Annotated in this window: 15 protein-coding genes; 9 read left to right on the top strand and 6 right to left on the bottom strand. The window is 65.9% G+C overall.

Annotation, left to right across the window (positions count from 1 at the left end):
• Position 1 precedes the first annotated feature (1 nt).
• The 4 genes from bioC to bioB are packed head-to-tail and all read right to left on the bottom strand — an operon-like array spanning position 2 to position 3,776.
• A complete protein-coding gene (gene bioC, locus AC1TXO_RS02015; RefSeq protein WP_486404838.1) occupies positions 2-826 on the bottom strand; it encodes a malonyl-ACP O-methyltransferase BioC in 825 nt (274 codons plus the stop codon).
• On the bottom strand, positions 819-1,550 hold the full coding sequence (locus AC1TXO_RS02010; RefSeq protein WP_486404837.1) for an alpha/beta fold hydrolase: 732 nt from the start codon (positions 1,548-1,550) through the stop codon (positions 819-821). Before AC1TXO_RS02010 ends, bioC begins: the two co-directional genes overlap by 8 nt.
• On the bottom strand, positions 1,543-2,715 hold the full coding sequence (bioF, locus tag AC1TXO_RS02005; protein WP_486404836.1) for an 8-amino-7-oxononanoate synthase: 1,173 nt from the start codon (positions 2,713-2,715) through the stop codon (positions 1,543-1,545). The genes AC1TXO_RS02010 and bioF overlap by 8 nt, the downstream gene beginning before the upstream one ends.
• Before the next feature lie 2 nt (positions 2,716-2,717).
• Entirely contained in the window at positions 2,718-3,776 is a 1,059-nt protein-coding gene (gene bioB / locus AC1TXO_RS02000; RefSeq protein WP_486404835.1) for a biotin synthase BioB, read from the bottom strand.
• Between the two features lie 89 nt (positions 3,777-3,865).
• Between bioB and AC1TXO_RS01995 the strand changes: the two genes are divergently transcribed.
• The 4 genes from AC1TXO_RS01995 (at position 3,866) to rarD (ending at position 7,458) form a co-directional block, all read left to right on the top strand.
• Entirely contained in the window at positions 3,866-4,606 is a 741-nt protein-coding gene (locus AC1TXO_RS01995; RefSeq protein ID WP_486404834.1) for a ComFC family protein, read from the top strand.
• 51 nt (positions 4,607-4,657) lie between these two features.
• Positions 4,658-5,422: a TOBE domain-containing protein gene (locus tag AC1TXO_RS01990; protein WP_486404833.1), complete on the top strand. Its 765-nt coding sequence runs from the start codon at positions 4,658-4,660 to the stop codon at positions 5,420-5,422.
• Between the two features lie 109 nt (positions 5,423-5,531).
• The gene (locus AC1TXO_RS01985; RefSeq protein ID WP_486404832.1) at positions 5,532-6,506 is read left to right on the top strand and encodes a serine/threonine protein kinase; all 975 of its coding nucleotides are present in this window, start codon (positions 5,532-5,534) and stop codon (positions 6,504-6,506) included.
• Between the two features lie 64 nt (positions 6,507-6,570).
• Positions 6,571-7,458, top strand: a complete 888-nt coding sequence (rarD, locus tag AC1TXO_RS01980; RefSeq protein WP_486404831.1) for an EamA family transporter RarD — start codon at positions 6,571-6,573, stop codon at positions 7,456-7,458.
• Between the two features lie 102 nt (positions 7,459-7,560).
• On the opposite strand, the gene AC1TXO_RS01975 is transcribed toward rarD, so the two are convergent.
• Entirely contained in the window at positions 7,561-8,079 is a 519-nt protein-coding gene (locus tag AC1TXO_RS01975) for a glycine cleavage system transcriptional repressor (RefSeq protein WP_486404830.1), read from the bottom strand.
• 434 nt (positions 8,080-8,513) lie between these two features.
• On the opposite strand from AC1TXO_RS01975, the gene AC1TXO_RS01970 reads away from it, so the two are divergent.
• The gene (locus tag AC1TXO_RS01970; RefSeq protein WP_486404829.1) at positions 8,514-10,691 is read left to right on the top strand and encodes a malate synthase G; all 2,178 of its coding nucleotides are present in this window, start codon (positions 8,514-8,516) and stop codon (positions 10,689-10,691) included.
• A 147-nt stretch (positions 10,692-10,838) separates the two neighbouring features.
• Here the strand turns inward: AC1TXO_RS01970 and AC1TXO_RS01965 are convergent, their stop codons facing one another.
• Positions 10,839-11,282, bottom strand: coding sequence for a response regulator (locus AC1TXO_RS01965; RefSeq protein WP_486404828.1), 444 nt, complete (start codon positions 11,280-11,282; stop codon positions 10,839-10,841).
• 228 nt (positions 11,283-11,510) lie between these two features.
• Between AC1TXO_RS01965 and AC1TXO_RS01960 the strand changes: the two genes are divergently transcribed.
• From AC1TXO_RS01960 to AC1TXO_RS01945, 4 genes are all read left to right on the top strand, one after another.
• Positions 11,511-13,448 carry a putative nucleotidyltransferase substrate binding domain-containing protein gene (locus AC1TXO_RS01960; RefSeq protein WP_486404827.1) on the top strand — a complete coding sequence of 646 codons (1,938 nt, stop codon included), beginning with the start codon at positions 11,511-11,513 and terminating at the stop codon, positions 13,446-13,448.
• Positions 13,445-14,155 carry a 3'-5' exonuclease gene (locus AC1TXO_RS01955; RefSeq protein WP_486404826.1) on the top strand — a complete coding sequence of 237 codons (711 nt, stop codon included), beginning with the start codon at positions 13,445-13,447 and terminating at the stop codon, positions 14,153-14,155. Before AC1TXO_RS01960 ends, AC1TXO_RS01955 begins: the two co-directional genes overlap by 4 nt.
• 133 nt (positions 14,156-14,288) lie before the next feature.
• The gene (locus tag AC1TXO_RS01950) at positions 14,289-14,807 is read left to right on the top strand and encodes an RNA polymerase sigma factor (RefSeq protein WP_486404825.1); all 519 of its coding nucleotides are present in this window, start codon (positions 14,289-14,291) and stop codon (positions 14,805-14,807) included.
• Positions 14,804-15,760 (top strand): FecR domain-containing protein, encoded by a 957-nt coding sequence (locus AC1TXO_RS01945; RefSeq protein ID WP_486404824.1) that lies wholly within the window; start codon positions 14,804-14,806, stop codon positions 15,758-15,760. The genes AC1TXO_RS01950 and AC1TXO_RS01945 overlap by 4 nt, the downstream gene beginning before the upstream one ends.
• Positions 15,761-15,773 lie beyond the last annotated feature (13 nt).

Genomic DNA, 15,773 nt, shown 5'->3' with positions numbered 1-15,773 from the left:
GTCACACCCCTTCGCCCAACGGCTTGCGCAGCACCCCATAGACCACCTGGTAGGTGGCAGGCAGGCCTTCGGTGTCACGGAACTGCTCGTAGGCCTGCAGCAGCCCCTGCATGCGTGCCCGACCGGTCAGGCCCGAGGGCCTTCCGGGATTCAGGTTGTGCGCGCCGAGTGCCTTGAGTTCGTGGGTCAGGCTGCGCACGTCCGGGTAGTGCAATACATGGGCACGACGCTCCAGCCCGAGCAGCGCCAGGCCGCTGTCGGCACACAGACGCTGATAGTCCTCGAAGCGGCGGAAACGGTTGACGTGCACCAGCCCATCCACCGCCTGCCAGCTGGCACGCAACTCGTCCAGGGTACCGACGCACAGGCTGCTGAAGGCCAGCACGCCGCCCGGTCGCAGCACGCGCCGGGCCTCCGCCAGCACGCTGGCGAACTGCTCGCACCACTGCACCGCGAGGCTGGAGAACACCAGGTCGAAGGCATCGTCGCGCAGCGGCAGGCGCTCGGCGTCACCGGCCACATGATGATGCGCCCCGCCCTGCTGGCGGGCGTGTCCAAGCATACCCTCGGCGATGTCCACCGCGACGCCGTGGGCCGTGCCGAAACGCGCAGCCAGGTCCCGGCTGAAATGGCCAGTGCCGCTGCCCAGGTCGAGCCAGCGCGAAGGCTCCAGCGCGGCAGGCAAGCGGGCGAGCAAGGCATCGCCCACCGCGCGCTGCAGGGCGGCCACGCTGTCATAGCTGGCTGCGGCCCGGGAGAACGAAGCGGCCACCTGGCGCTTGTCCGGCAGGGCGCCGGGCAGGATCGGGCGGGAAAGGTCAGTCATCACCACTCTCATGCAGGAAACTCTTGATGCCCGCCGCCAGTTCCTGCGGGTATTCCAGCAGGAAGGCGTGGGAACTGTCTTCGACCAGGCCGACTTCAACGTCCGGCAACAACTCGCTGAGGGCCTTGGCCGCATCCGCCGGCACCAGCGCATCGCCGCCGGCGAACAGGTGAAGCTGGGGGCCGCCGTAGTGCTCGAGCGCAGCACGGGTATCGAGCCTGGCCAGCACTTGCAGACCGTTGGCCAGGTACAGCGGATCCGTGTCCGGCACACCCACTCCGAGCTGGCGCAGCAAGGTACGCGGCTGCTGGGCGCCGTCGCTGCACAGGCTGCGAAAGCGCTTGAGGGTCACTTGGGGGTGGCTGCGGCAACCGTCGAGAAAGGTGCCGAAGGTGTCTTGGGCCATACCGTGGGGCCAGTCGGACCGGGCCACGAAGCTGGGGTTGCTGGCCAGTGTCAGCAGGCCGCAGCAGTGGTCGCCGCGCTTGTGCGCCAGGGCGCTGGCGAGCATGCCGCCAAGTGACCAGCCGCCAAGCCAGACATCCGTCGGCAGCTTGCGGTCGAGGTGGTCGAGCCAGGCCTGGGGGTCGTCGCTGGCCAGCTCCGGCAGCGGCACGAGCTCGACCTGCAGGCGTGGGTCCTGGGCGCGCAGGCTGGCGGCCAGGGGTTCCAGTGAAGCGGTGCCCAGCCCCCAGCCGGGCAGGAGGATCAGTCGGTTACGCATCGGCGGACTCCAGCTGTGCATGACACTCGGCCAATGCATTCAACAATAGCTGGACCTGCGCCTCACTGTGCGCCGCGCTGAGGGTCACGCGCAGGCGGGCACCACCGACCGGCACCGTCGGAGGGCGGATCGCGGTGACCAGCAGCCCCCGCTCGCGCAGCCTCTTCGACAGTGTCAACGCCCGCGCCGAGTCGCCCACCAGAATCGGCTGGATCGCCGTGGGGCTGTCCATCAAGGCCAGGCCGATCCGCTGCGCGCCCTCGCGGAACTGACGGATCAGCGCGTTCAGGTGCTCGCGCCGCCAGTGCTCATCACGCAGCAGCTGCAGGCTCTTGAGCGTTGCGCAGGCCAAGGCCGGTGGCTGGCTGGTGGTGTAGATGTAGGGACGGGCGAACTGCACCAGTGCCTCGATCAACTCGTCGCTGCCAGCGACGAACGCGCCGGCCGTACCGCAGGCCTTGCCCAGCGTGCCGATCAATACCGGCACCGCATCCATGCCCAGCCCGAAGTGCTCGACGATACCGCCGCCCTTGGTGCCCAAGGTCCCGAAGCCATGGGCGTCGTCGACCATCAGCCATGCCCCCTTCGGGCGTGCCACTGCCGCCAGTGCCGGCAGATCGGCAAGGTCACCGTCCATGCTGAACACCCCGTCGGTGACCACCAGCGTGTCGCCGCTGGCTTTATCGAGGCGACTTGCCAGGCTGGACGGGTCGTTGTGCAGGTAGCGGCTGAAACGCGCACCGCTGAGCAACCCGCCATCGAGCAGGGAGGCATGGTTGAGGCGGTCTTGCAGGACGGTATCGCCCTGCCCCACCAACGCAGTGATGGCGCCGAGGTTGGCCATGTAGCCAGTGGTGAACAGCAGCGCACGCGGGCGCCCGGTCAGCTCGGCGATGGCTTCCTCGACCTCGTGGTGCGGCGTACTGTGCCCGACCACCAGGTGCGAAGCCCCGCCACCGACGCCCCAGCGCTCGGCACCGGCACGCCAGGCGGCGATCACTTCGGGGTGGTTGGCCAGCCCGAGGTAGTCGTTGCTGCAGAACGCCAGCAGGCGCTGCCCGTCGACCACCACCTCCGGGCCCTGCGGGCTTTGCAGCAGCGGGCGCCGCCGATACAGGTCCGCGGCACGCCGTTCGGCCAGGCGCGCCGCCAGATCGAAGGCCATGCTCAGGCCGAAGCGGCGTTGTAGAACATCTCGCTGCTGCGCTGCTCGACCAGCGCCTGCTCGATGGCCGCCTGGTGCACCTCGTCGGCATGCTCCTCGCGCGCCTCGGGCTGGATGCCAAGGCGTGCGAACAGCTGCATGTCCTTGTCGGCCTGCGGGTTGGCGGTGGTCAGCAGTTTTTCGCCGTAGAAGATCGAGTTGGCACCCGCCATGAAGGCCAGGGCCTGCATCTGCTCGTTCATCTGCTCCCGGCCCGCGGACAGACGCACGTGCGACTTGGGCATGAGGATCCGCGCCACTGCCAGCATGCGGATGAAATCGAACGGATCGACGTCTTCGGCGTTGGCCAGCGGCGTACCGGCAACCTTCACCAGCATGTTGATCGGCACCGATTCCGGGTGCTCTGGCAGGTTGGCCAACTGGATCAGCAGGCCTGCACGGTCGTCCAGCGACTCGCCCATGCCGAGGATGCCGCCGGAGCAGATCTTCATCCCGGCGTCGCGCACGTAGGCCAGGGTCTGCAGGCGCTCGCTGTAGGTGCGGGTGGTGATGATGCTGGTGTAGAAATCCGGGGAGGTATCGAGGTTGTGGTTGTAGTAGTCCAGCCCCGCCTGGGCGAGTGCCTGGGTCTGCTCCTGGTCGAGCTTGCCGAGGGTCATGCAGGTTTCCAGGCCCAGGGCCTTGACCCCTTTGACCATCTCCAGCACGTAGGGCATATCCTTGGCGGAGGGGTGTTTCCAGGCCGCGCCCATGCAGAAGCGGGTCGAACCGATGGCCTTGGCCCGGGCAGCCTCTTCCAGCACTTTCTGCACTTCCATCAGCTTCTGCTTTTCCAGCCCGGTGTTGTAGTGGCCGGACTGCGGACAATATTTGCAATCTTCCGGGCAGGCGCCGGTCTTGATCGACAGCAAGGTCGAAACCTGCACGCGGTTCGGGTCGAAATGCGCGCGGTGCACGGTCTGCGCCTGGAACAACAGGTCGTTGAACGGTTGCTGGAACAGCGCCCTGACCTCGGCCAGGGACCAGTCGTGACGTGTTGTTGCATTTGCGCTAGCGCTCATCGGCGTTTCCTTATCTAGGCTCTGACAGGCGCCGGGACAGGAAAGCCCGCCAGCGCATCACGGATAGCTCGCATAGTCACGGAAGGTCCATGCACTGTCAACCACGCCTGAAACAACTGGTTTACAACTGGTTAAATAGTAACCATGCCTGTTTATTCTGCGATGAACGGGGCGGGCAGCCTTATCCGCTGTGCCTGGCCTGCGAGCACGCCTTGCCATGGCTCGATGAGCAGTGCACCCGTTGCGCCCTGCCGATGCCCATGCATGGGTTGTGCTGCGCTCAATGCAGCCGCAGGCCTCCGCCTTTCGAGCAGGTAATTGCCCCCTGGCATTTCGGCTTTCCGCTGGACACCGCGATCAGCCGCTTCAAGCACCGTAGCCAGTGGCCGCTGGGCCGACTGTTGGCGCAGTTGCTGAGCCAGGCGTTGCAACATCGTTATGACGAGGGCCTGGCACGGCCTGACCAGTTGTTGCCTGTCCCCATGGCCAGGCGTCGACTGCGCCAGCGCGGTTTCAACCATGCGGCCATGCTTGCCCGCTGGCTGTCGCAGCCATTGCACATCCCCTGCAACGAGCAGGTGCTGCTGCGTCCGCGCGATACTGCAGCCCAGCAGACCCTCGATGCCAAGGCGCGCTGGCGCAACCTGCGCCAGGCTTTTGCCCTCGCACCGCAGGCCTGCGTGCAAGGGCGGCACATCGCCCTGGTCGACGACGTGCTGACCACCGGTGCCACCGCGCGTGCACTGGCCAACCTGCTGCGCAAGGCCGGCGCTGCCCGGGTCGATGTCTACTGCCTGGCTCGCACCCCCCGGCCAGGCAGGGTTGACTAGACTCGCCCTCGAAGGCAATTTCGCCGCATCACTCGCCCGGTAACCTGCCCCATGTCTTTGCCCGCCCTGCTTGCCCAGCACATCGTCCGCCGCCCGCAGCGCATCGCCCTGCTGCAGCACATCGCTGAACAAGGCTCGATCACCCGCGCCGCCAAGGCGGCCGGGATCAGCTACAAGAGCGCCTGGGATGCCATCGACGAGCTCAACAACCTCGCCACCCAGCCGCTGGTGGAGCGCAGTGCCGGTGGACGGGGCGGTGGCGGGGCCAGGCTGTCGGCCGAGGGCGAACGGGTGTTGCGCCTTTATCAGCGCATCCAGGCCTTGCAAAGCGAAATCCTCGAGTCCGCCGAACAACACAGCGACCTCGACCTGCTCGGCCGCCTGATGCTGCGCACCAGCGCGCGCAACCAGTTGCGCGGGCAGATCAGCGGGCTGCGTCGCGAAGGGCGCTACGACCGGGTCAGCCTGGAACTGGGGGGTGGATTGGAAATCGACGCGCTGATCACCCGCGACAGCACCGAGCGCCTCGATCTGGCGCTGGGCAGCACCGTCGTGGCGCTGCTCAAGGCCGGGTGGGTGAAACTGCTGGCTGACGGCGAGCAGCCGGACGCCGACAGCAATTGCCTGCAGGCGCGCGTGGACGAGGTGCTGGCCGACGAAGGCAGCGGCAGTGAAATGCGCCTTGAGCTGGGCAACGGCCAGACCCTGTGCGCCTTTGCCGAGCCACAATGGCTGCAACAGCAGGCCGTCGCTGCGGGCAGCAGGGTGCGGGTGCAGTTTCATCCTTCGTTCGTCTTGCTGGGAGTGCCGGTATAGCGGACAGGCATGAATGCGGGCTGCCACAGCAATGCGGCGAGCTTTGGCACCTGAAGCCGCCATGGAATGCGTTACCATGCCACGCCTGCATTCCCCCGCTGGAGCTCCCATGTCTCACCCCTTCGATAGCCTCACCCCCGACCTGGTCCTGGACGCCGTCGAAAGCCTGGGCTTTCTCAGCGATGCGCGGGTACTGGCGCTCAACAGCTACGAGAACCGCGTCTATCAGGTCGGTATCGAAGGTGAACAACCGCTGATCGCCAAGTTCTATCGTCCCGGGCGATGGAGCGATGCGGCGATTCTCGAAGAGCACAGCTTCAGCTTCGAGCTGGCCGAGCATGAAGTGCCGGTGGTGGCTCCCCTGCAGCATGAAGGCCAGAGCCTGTTCGAGCACCAGGGCTTTCGCTTCACCCTGTTCCCCCGTCGCGGCGGCCACGCGCCGGAGCCCGGCAACCTCGATCAGCTGTACCGCCTGGGGCAGTTGCTTGGACGCCTGCATGCCGTCGGCGCCACGCGCCCGTTTGCACATCGCGAGACGCTCGCTGTGGACAACTTCGGCCATGCCTCGCTCAAGACCCTGCTGGACGGCGACTTCGTGCCGCGCGAGCTGCTGCCGGCGTTCGAATCGGTAGCCCGCGACCTGCTCAAGCGGGTCGAGGATATCTACCAACGCACCCCCTTCGAGAAGATCCGCCTGCATGGCGACTGCCACGCCGGCAACCTGATGCACCGCGACGACATCTATCACGTCGTCGACCTCGACGACTGCCGCATGGGGCCTGCGGTGCAGGACCTATGGATGATGCTGGCCGGCAGCCGTGAAGAACGCCTGGCACAAGTGGCCGAACTGGTCGAAGGCTATAACGAGTTCCATGACTTCGACCCGCGCCAGCTGGCGCTGATCGAGCCGCTGCGCGCCTTGCGCCAGTTGCATCACAGCGCCTGGCTGGCGCGGCGCTGGGACGACCCGGCGTTCCCGCGCAGCTTCCCCTGGTTCGGCCAGCCGCGCTATTGGGGCGACCAGATCCTGGCCCTGCGCGAGCAGATGGCCGCGCTGGATGAAGCGCCCCTGAAATTGTTCTAGTTGCGTGGCGCCAGCTGTCTACAATAGGCGCCGCGATAGTCAGCTGCCAAAGCAAGGAATCTGCATGCACGCCGCAAACCCGCAGCGCGGGTACATCCTGGGCCTGAGCGCCTACATCATCTGGGGCCTGTTCCCCCTCTACTTCAAAGCCATCCAGAGCGTTCCTGCGGTCGAGATCATCGTCCACCGGGTGCTCTGGTCGGCGCTGTTCGGCTCGCTGCTGCTACTGGTGTGGAAACACCCGGGCTGGTGGCGGGAGTTGCGTGACAATCCCCGGCGCCTGGCCATCCTCGCGCTGAGCGGCGCACTGATCGCCGGCAACTGGCTGACCTACGTGTGGGCGGTGAACAACGGCCGCATGCTCGAAGCAAGCCTGGGCTACTACATCAACCCATTGGTGAACGTACTGCTGGGCATGCTCCTGCTCGGCGAGCGCCTGCGCCGCCTGCAATGGCTGGCGGTCGCCCTGGCGGCGGCGGGTGTGGCGCAGCAGGTGTGGCAGGTGGGCGGCCTGCCGTGGGTGTCGCTGGGGCTGGCGCTGTCGTTCGGCTTCTATGGCCTGATCCGCAAGCAGGCACCCGTGGCGGCGCTACCGGGGCTGGTGGTGGAAACCTGGATGCTGGTCCCCCTGGCGCTGGGCTGGTTGCTGCTGCATCCGGATGCCGGCAGCGCCAACCTCGAGTTCTTCGACAGCAGCGAAGCGCTGTGGCTGATCGCCGCCGGGCCGGTGACCCTGGTGCCGCTGGTGTGCTTCAACGCCGCCGCCCGCCACCTGCCCTACACCACCCTGGGCTTCCTGCAGTACCTGGCGCCCACCCTGGTGCTGCTGCAGGCCGTGCTGCTGTTCGGTGAACACCTGTCGCCCTCGACGCTGGTCGCGTTCATGTTCATCTGGGCGGGCCTGGCCATCTACAGCGTCGATGCCTGGTTGAGCTTGCGCAAGCGCGCCTGATCAAAAAACGCCCAACCTCCTGCAGGCCATGAAAGACATGGCCTGCAGAGAGATCTCCAAAGGTTATCCACAAGAGCGTCCCCGTAAAACCGGGATAACCCGTCAATCCTCGGGGCGCAGCTGCAACTCCACCATCAGGTCGTCGGCCAGGCTTTCCAGGCGCTCTTGCAAATCATCCAGCGACAAGGTCAGCGGCAACGCCAGCAGGGCATCGGCGTGGAACAACGGCTCGCTGCTCATCGGCGCCGGGCGCACTTCGGTGGTGAAACGCTCCAGGTTGACACCCAGTTCGGACAGCAGCCGGGTGATGTCACGAACGATGCCAGGGCGATCGTTACCCACCAGCTCCATGGCGATCGGCTTCCAGGTACAGGCAGGCTCGATACCGCTCTCGGCGATCAACACGCGAATGCCGTGGCTGCCCAGTCGCTGCAGCGACTCGACCAGTTCGTCGTAGTTTTCCGCCGGCACCGCCACCCGCAGGATCCCGGCGAACTGCCCGGCCATGCGCGACATGCGGCTTTCCAGCCAGTTGCCGCTGTGATCGGCGATGCACTGGGCGATGCGTTCGACCTGCCCGGCCTTGTCAGGGGCGATCACGGTGAGTACAAGATGATCCACGGGCCACTCCTCTAACTGCTCGTACAAGGGCATCGCATCAGTATAGGCAAGGCGCGGCAACCTGCCGCAGGGCGAGTCGCGCAACAAATCGTGTACTGTTTCAAGATTTATCTGGAACAATCCACTGGTTTTTTGCGAACATGAAGGCTCCCAGCGTGACCCCATGCGACCAACCGGTCGCACAACGACGCTTTTAGTCTGATGTTCACCCGCCTACTGCATCATGTAGTATGCCCCGGCGCGGACTACAAAGCGTCGTTTGGATGTCTGCCAAGGCGCCTGTGAAACTACGCGAATCGCCCGCCAGCCGGTCTGGCAGGCCGCACCCAGCCGCCCTCGGGCTATCGACGAGGGCATGTACTGGCCGCGTGTTTGGAGAAGCGCTACAGGCTTAATACAGAAGAGCGAAATAGCTGAGCAGAGTGAGGCAAGCAATGACTGGATACGTTCAAGTCGGTGGCCTTCAGGTCGCCAAGGTCCTGTACGACTTCGTCAACGACGAAGCCATCGCAGGGACCGGCATCGTCGCCGAGCAGTTCTGGGCCGGTGCAGAGAAGATCATCAACGACCTCGCTCCAAAGAACAAAGCCCTGCTCGCCAAGCGTGACGAGCTGCAAGCCAAGATCGATGCCTGGCACCAGGCACGCCAGGGTCAGGCCCACGACGCCGCGACCTACAAGGCATTTCTCCAGGAAATCGGCTACCTGCTGCCACAAGCCGACGATTTCCAGGCCACCACGCAAAACGTCGACGAAGAAATCGCCCACATGGCCGGCCCGCAGTTGGTCGTGCCGGTGATGAACGCGCGTTTCGCCCTGAACGCCGCCAACGCCCGCTGGGGTTCGCTGTATGACGCGCTGTATGGCACCGACGCCATCAGCGAAGAAGGCGGCGCCGAAAAAGGCCAGGGCTACAACAAGGTCCGTGGCGACAAGGTCATCGCCTTCGCCCGCGCCTTCCTCGATGAGGCCGCGCCCCTGGCTGCCGGCTCCCACGTCGACTCCACCGGCTACCGCATCGACGCCGGCAAGCTGGTCGTCGCCCTCAAGGGCGGCAGCAACAGCGGCCTGCGCGACGACGCCCAGCTGATCGGCTTCCATGGCGACGCCGCCGCGCCAACGGCCGTGCTGCTCAAGCACAACGGCCTGCACTTCGAGATCCAGGTCGACGCCAGCACCCCGGTCGGCAGCACCGACGCAGCCGGCGTGAAAGACATCCTGATGGAATCGGCACTGACCACCATCATGGACTGCGAAGACTCGGTCGCCGCCGTCGATGCCGACGACAAGGTCATCGTCTACCGCAACTGGCTGGGCCTGATGAAAGGCGACCTGGCCGAGAGCGTGACCAAGGGCGACAAGACCTTCACCCGCACCATGAACCCCGACCGCGAGTACGCAGCGCCCAACGGCGGCAGCGTCACCCTGCACGGCCGTTCGCTGCTGTTCGTGCGCAACGTCGGTCACCTGATGACCAACCCGGCGATCCTCGATGCCCAGGGCAACGAAGTCCCCGAAGGCATCCAGGACGGCCTGTTCACCAACCTGATCGCCCTGCACAACCTCAACGGCAACACCAGCCGCAAGAACACCCGCAGCGGCAGCGTGTACATCGTCAAGCCGAAGATGCACGGCCCCGAGGAAGTGGCGTTCGCCGCCGAGATCTTCAGCCGCGTCGAAGACTTGCTGGGCATGCCGCGCAACACCGTCAAGGTCGGCATCATGGACGAGGAGCGCCGTACCACGGTCAACCTCAAGGCCTGCATCAAGTCGGCGGCCGAGCGCGTGGTGTTCATCAACACCGGCTTCCTCGACCGCACCGGCGACGAGATCCACACCTCCATGGAAGCCGGCGCCATGGTGCGCAAAGGCGCCATGAAGAGCGAGAAGTGGATCGGCGCGTACGAGAACAACAACGTCGATATCGGCCTGGCCACCGGCCTGCAAGGCCGCGCGCAGATCGGCAAGGGCATGTGGGCCATGCCTGACCTGATGGCGGCGATGCTCGAGCAGAAGATCGCCCACCCGCTGTCCGGCGCCAACACCGCCTGGGTGCCTTCGCCAACCGCCGCGACCCTGCACGCCCTGCACTACCACAAGGTCGACGTACAGGCCCGGCAGCGCGAACTGGCGTCGCGCACCCCGGCCTCGGTGGACGACATCCTGACCATCCCGCTGGCAGCCGACACCAACTGGTCGGCCGACGAGATCCGCAACGAGCTGGACAACAACGCCCAGGGCATCCTCGGCTACGTGGTGCGCTGGATCGACCATGGCGTGGGTTGCTCGAAGGTGCCGGACATCAACAACGTCGGGCTGATGGAAGACCGCGCCACCCTGCGCATTTCCGCGCAGTTGCTGGCCAACTGGCTGCGTCATGGCATCGTCACCCAGGAGCAGGTGCTGGAAAGCCTCAAGCGCATGGCAGCGGTTGTCGACAAGCAGAACGCCAGCGACGCCCAGTACCGCCCGATGGCGCCGAACTTCGATGACAACATCGCGTTCCAGGCCGCGGTCGAGCTGGTCGTCGAAGGTGCCAGGCAACCGAACGGCTACACCGAGCCGGTGCTGCACCGCCGTCGTCGCGAGTTCAAGGCGCGTAACGGGCTGTAAGTTACCTCTGCGACAGGGGGCCGCCTCGCGGCCCAATCGCGGCACAAGGCCGCTCCCACAGGTACGGCGCAAGCTTCGAACCTTGCACTGTGCCTATGGGAGCGGCCTTGTGCCGCGATTGGGCTGCGAAGCAGCCCCAGTCCTGCACTACTCGATCTTCAATTCTTTTTTCACCAGCTCCAGCAGTTTCCCCAGATCCACCGGCTTGAGCAGAAAGTCCACCACTCCCAGGTGCATCACGTCCACCGCCTCCTTCACATCGGTGTCGCCCGACACCACGATGATCGACAACGCCGCCCGCTCCGACTCGCGAATCTGCCGGATAAGCTCCAGGCCGTCCTTGGGCGCCATGCGCAGGTCAGTGATCATCAGCGCGATGCGCGGTTCATAGTGCAGCTTGAACATCGCCTCCTGTGCGCCATCGGCCATCATGCAGTCGATGCCACGACTCTTCAGGTACAGGCACAGCGCCCCGCTGTTCACCGGGTTGTCGTCCACCACCAGTACCACGGGCCTTGGCGCCACTGGCGCGCTCACCACGGCCAACGCCTCGCGCTCGGCGTCACTCAGTATTTCGTCATGCTCAGCCATGGCCATCTCGTCAAAAAAATCCCGTACTGAGGTCTCAGACCTCGGAAAGCGTCGTAGCTGACCTGCCTTTCGTCGGATCCTTGACGGCAAACACCCACGACACAGGCCCCCTAGACTTACGTCCAATGGGCACCACAGAGCGGCCAGCCGACCATGGGGGCCGAGAACAACAAAGCCGACACCTATAGATAGATATATATAGTTCGGCGTAGCGATACGGTCAGCTTCATGAGCAAAAAGGACGCCTACACTCAGGCCGGCAGGACAGCGGTGCTGCAGAACATCCAGGGCACGTTGCAGTTCCTGCAGCGCTTCCCGCCGTTCAACCAGATGGAGCAAGGGCACCTTGCCTACCTAGTGGAACAGTGCCAGCTGCGCTTCTACGCCAGCGGCGAAAGCATCATCAAGCCCGCCGACGGGCCGGTGGAGCATTTCTATATCGTCAAACAGGGACGGGTGATGGGCGAACGCCAGCACGTTACCGGGCCTGGCGTGGAAACCACCTTCGAAATCACCAGCGGCGAATGCTTCCCCCTGGCTGCGCTGCTGGGCGAGCGGGCCACTCGTACCGAACACCTGGCCGGCGAAGACACCTTCTGCCTGCAACTGAACAAGGCCGCGTTCATCCGCGTGTTCTCGCTGTCCGGGGTGTTTCGCGACTTCGCCCTGCGCGGGGTGAGCAGCCTGCTCGACCAGGTCAACCAGCAAGTGCGCCAGCGTGCCGTGGAAACCCTGGGCACGCAGTATTCGCTCAATACGCCGCTGGGCGAGCTGGCCATGCGTCACCCCGTGGTCTGCCCGCCGGACATGCCGCTGCGTGAAGCCGTGCGGCTGATGCACGAACAGCAGGTCGGCAGCATCGTCATCGTCGACCAGCGGCGCTTCCCGGTCGGCATCTTCACCCTGCGCGACCTGCGCCAGGTGGTCGCCGATGCCAGCGCCGAGCTCAGTGCGCCGGTCGAACGGCACATGACCGCCGCACCCTTCTACCTGCCTCCGCAAGCCAGCGCCTTCGATGGCGCCATGGCAATGACCGAGCGGCATATCGCGCATGTCTGCCTGGTGGAAAACGGGCGGCTGTGCGGCGTGGTATCCGAGCGCGACCTGTTTTCCCTGCAGCGCGTCGACCTGGTGCACCTGGCGCGTACCATCCGCCACGCCCCGCGCCTGGAGGTGCTGGTGGCCTTGCGCGGCGAGATCGGCCAACTGGTCGAGCGCATGCTCGCCCATGGTGCTTCCTCGACGCAGATCACCCAGATCATCACCCTGCTCAACGACCACACCGTCTGCCGGGTGATCGAGCTGGCCCTGGCCGAACGCGGCGACCCCGGCGTGGCGTTCAGCTGGCTGTGCTTCGGCAGCGAGGGGCGCCGCGAACAGACCCTGCACACCGACCAGGACAATGGCATCCTCTTCGAGGCCCGCGACAGCGCCGAAGCCGACGCCATCCGCGCGCGCCTGCTGCCGCTGGCGCAGTACATCAACCACAACCTCGCCCAGTGCGGCTTCACCTTGTGCAAGGGCAACGTCATGGCCGGCAATCCCGAGCTGTGCCTGTCACGCGTGGAGTGGGCGCGACGTTTCGCAGGATTCATCCGCGAGGCGAGCCCGGAAAACCTGCTGGGCTCGAGCATCTATTTCGACCTGCGCGTGGTCTGGGGCGACGAGCAAGGCTGCGAGCAACTGCGCCAGGGCATCCTCGCCCAAGTCGCCGACAATCGCATCTTCCAGCGCATGATGGCCGATAACGCCCTGCGCCAGCGCCCACCGGTCGGGCGCCTGCGCGAGTTCGTCCTGACCCGCCAGGGCAACGACAAGGCCGCCACCCTCGACCTCAAGGTCCAGGGCCTGACGCCCTTCGTCGATGGCGCTCGCCTGCTGGCGCTGGCCAATGGCATCGCTGCCAACAACACCCTGGAACGCCTGCGTCAACTGGTGGCCAAGGGCGTCATCGACACCCTCGACGGCGCCGCCTTCGAGGAGGCGTACCACTTCATCCAGCAGACGCGCATGCAACAGCACCAGCGCCAGAGCCGCGACAACCTGGCCTATTCGAACCGCGTCGATCCGGACAGCCTCAACCATCTGGACCGGCGCATCCTGCGTGAATCGTTGCGCCAGGCCCAACGCCTGCAAAGCAACCTGGCGCAGCGGTACCAGCTGTGAAGCTGTTCGCCTGGCTGCGCCCCAGCGCTCCGGCGCTCGACGACGACCTGCGCCAGCGCCTGGCGCTGCTGCCAGGTCCGGCACCATGGGGTGTGCAATCGTTGCGCGAGCAGCGCTGGGTGGTGCTGGATCTTGAAACCAGCGGCCTCAACCTGAACCGCGACCAGGTGCTGTCGATCGGGGCCGTGGCCATCGAGGATGGCGGCATCGACCTGGGGCGCCAGTTCGAACGCACCTTGTACCGTCCCGCGCAGAAGACCAACCCCAGCGTGCTGATCCACGGCCTGGGGCCCAGTGCGCTGGCGGCGGGCAGCGATCCGGCCGAGGCGCTGGTCGACCTGCTGGAGTTCATCGGCGACAGCCCGGTGCTGGCGTTTCATGCGCCCTTCGACCAGGGCATGCTCGGGCGTGCGCTGAAGGATACGCTGGGCTATCGCCTGCAACACGCCTTCATCGACGTGGCGGAACTGGCACCGATGCTCAACCCCGACACCGTGCTGCGCGAAGCCGGCCTGGACGACTGGGTGGCGCGTTTCGGCCTTGAAGTCCAGGCACGTCATCATGCCAGTGCCGATGCACAGGTTACCGCCGAGCTGGCCCTGATCCTGTTCAGCCAGGCGCGGCGCCAGCAACTGGACAGCCCGCTGCAGCTGGAACAGCGGCTGAGGCAGTGGCGGCGGCGGGCGGTGCACAGTCATGGCATGTAGCTCGATGCTGGCACTTCGCAGGTGAACCCGCTCCCACAGGCATTCTGACCAGCGTCAATTGCATCCCCCACCTGTCCTCTGCCACAATCGCGAATCATTATCGTTACTTAACGCATTCTCCTGGGGATCGCCTTTGTCGTCTGCGCACAGCCCACATGCCGAGCTGGTCGGCAGCCTGTACCGCGACCACCGCAGCTGGCTGATGGCCTGGCTGCAGCGCAGTACTGCCTGCCGCCAGCGCGCCGAAGACCTGAGCCAGGACACTTTCGTCCGCCTGCTGGGCCGCGAACAGTTGATCGCGCCCCGCGAGCCCCGGGCGTTCCTCGTCGCCGTGGCCAAGGGCCTGCTGTTCGACCACTTCCGGCGCGCCGCCCTGGAACAGGCCTACCTCGCAGAGTTGTCGCTGCTGCCGGAAACCGAGCAGCCCTCGCCGGAAACCCAGCACCTGATCCTCGAAGACCTCAAGGCCATCGATCGCCTGCTGGGCAAACTGTCGAGCAAGGCGCGCACAGCGTTCCTGTACAACCGGCTCGACGGCATGGGCCACGCCGAGATCGCCGAACGTCTGGGAGTATCGGTGTCGCGGGTGCGCCAGTACATCGCCCAGGGCATGCGGCAGTGCTACGTGGCGTTGTACGGGCAGCCAACGTGAACGCGACACCCGTCTCGGCCAAGGTCCTGGAAGCGGCCATCGCCTGGAAACTGTGCCTGGAAGGCGGTGACGGCACTGCCGATGAGCGCAATGAATTCAAGCGCTGGCATGCGGCCAGCGAGGAGCATGCACGCGCCTGGTTCCAGCTCGGCATGCTCGACCAGCGCGTCGGCGCGGCCGCCGGCCCCGCCCGCCACGCTTTGCTGCAATCGCGGGCCGGCCTGCGGCGACGGGTCGGCAAGCTCGGCGGTGGGGTGCTCGGGATGCTCCTGCTCGGCGGCCTGCTGGCCTGGACCAGCGCGCCTTCGCTCGCGCCCAGCTACTGGCTGGCCGACCAGCGCACCGGCACCGGCGAGCTGCGTACCTTGCGCCTGGAAGACGGCACCCTGCTGAGCCTGGATACCCACACTGCGGTGGATATCGACTACCAGGGCGAGCAGCGGGTGATCGTGCTGCACCAGGGGGAAATCTCGGTAGAAACCGGTCACGACGATCCTCGCCCGCTGTGGGTGCGCACCGACGATGGCCGCCTGCGACCACTGGGCACCCGCTTCCTGGTCAGGCGCGAGAACGCCGGGACGCGCCTGGAGGTGCTGCAGGCGCAGGTCGCCGCCCTGCCGCGCAACAGTGGCAGCGAAGAAGTGCTGAACGAAGGCCAGCAGGTCCTGATGAATGCCGACGGCCTGGGGCTGGTCGGCCCGGTCAAGGCCGGCGCCGACGCCTGGACCCGCGGCATGCTGGTGGTGGACAACGTGCGCCTGGGCGACCTGGTAGCGGAGCTTGGCCGATATCGCAGTGGTCATCTGGCCGTGTCGAAAGAAGTTGCCGAGTTGCGCGTGAGCGGCAGCTTCCCGTTGACCGACACCGACCTGGCCTTGGCCTCGCTGGTGCCGGCGTTGCCGGTGAAGATCGAGCGGCGCACGGACTGGTGGGTGACGGTCAGCCCTCGCTGAATCGATTGCCAGA

The sequence above is a fragment of the Pseudomonas sp. FA117 genome (assembly GCF_057370475.1).
Note: the sequence above shows the minus strand (reverse complement) of the source record. Positions and strands in the feature narration are given on the sequence as shown.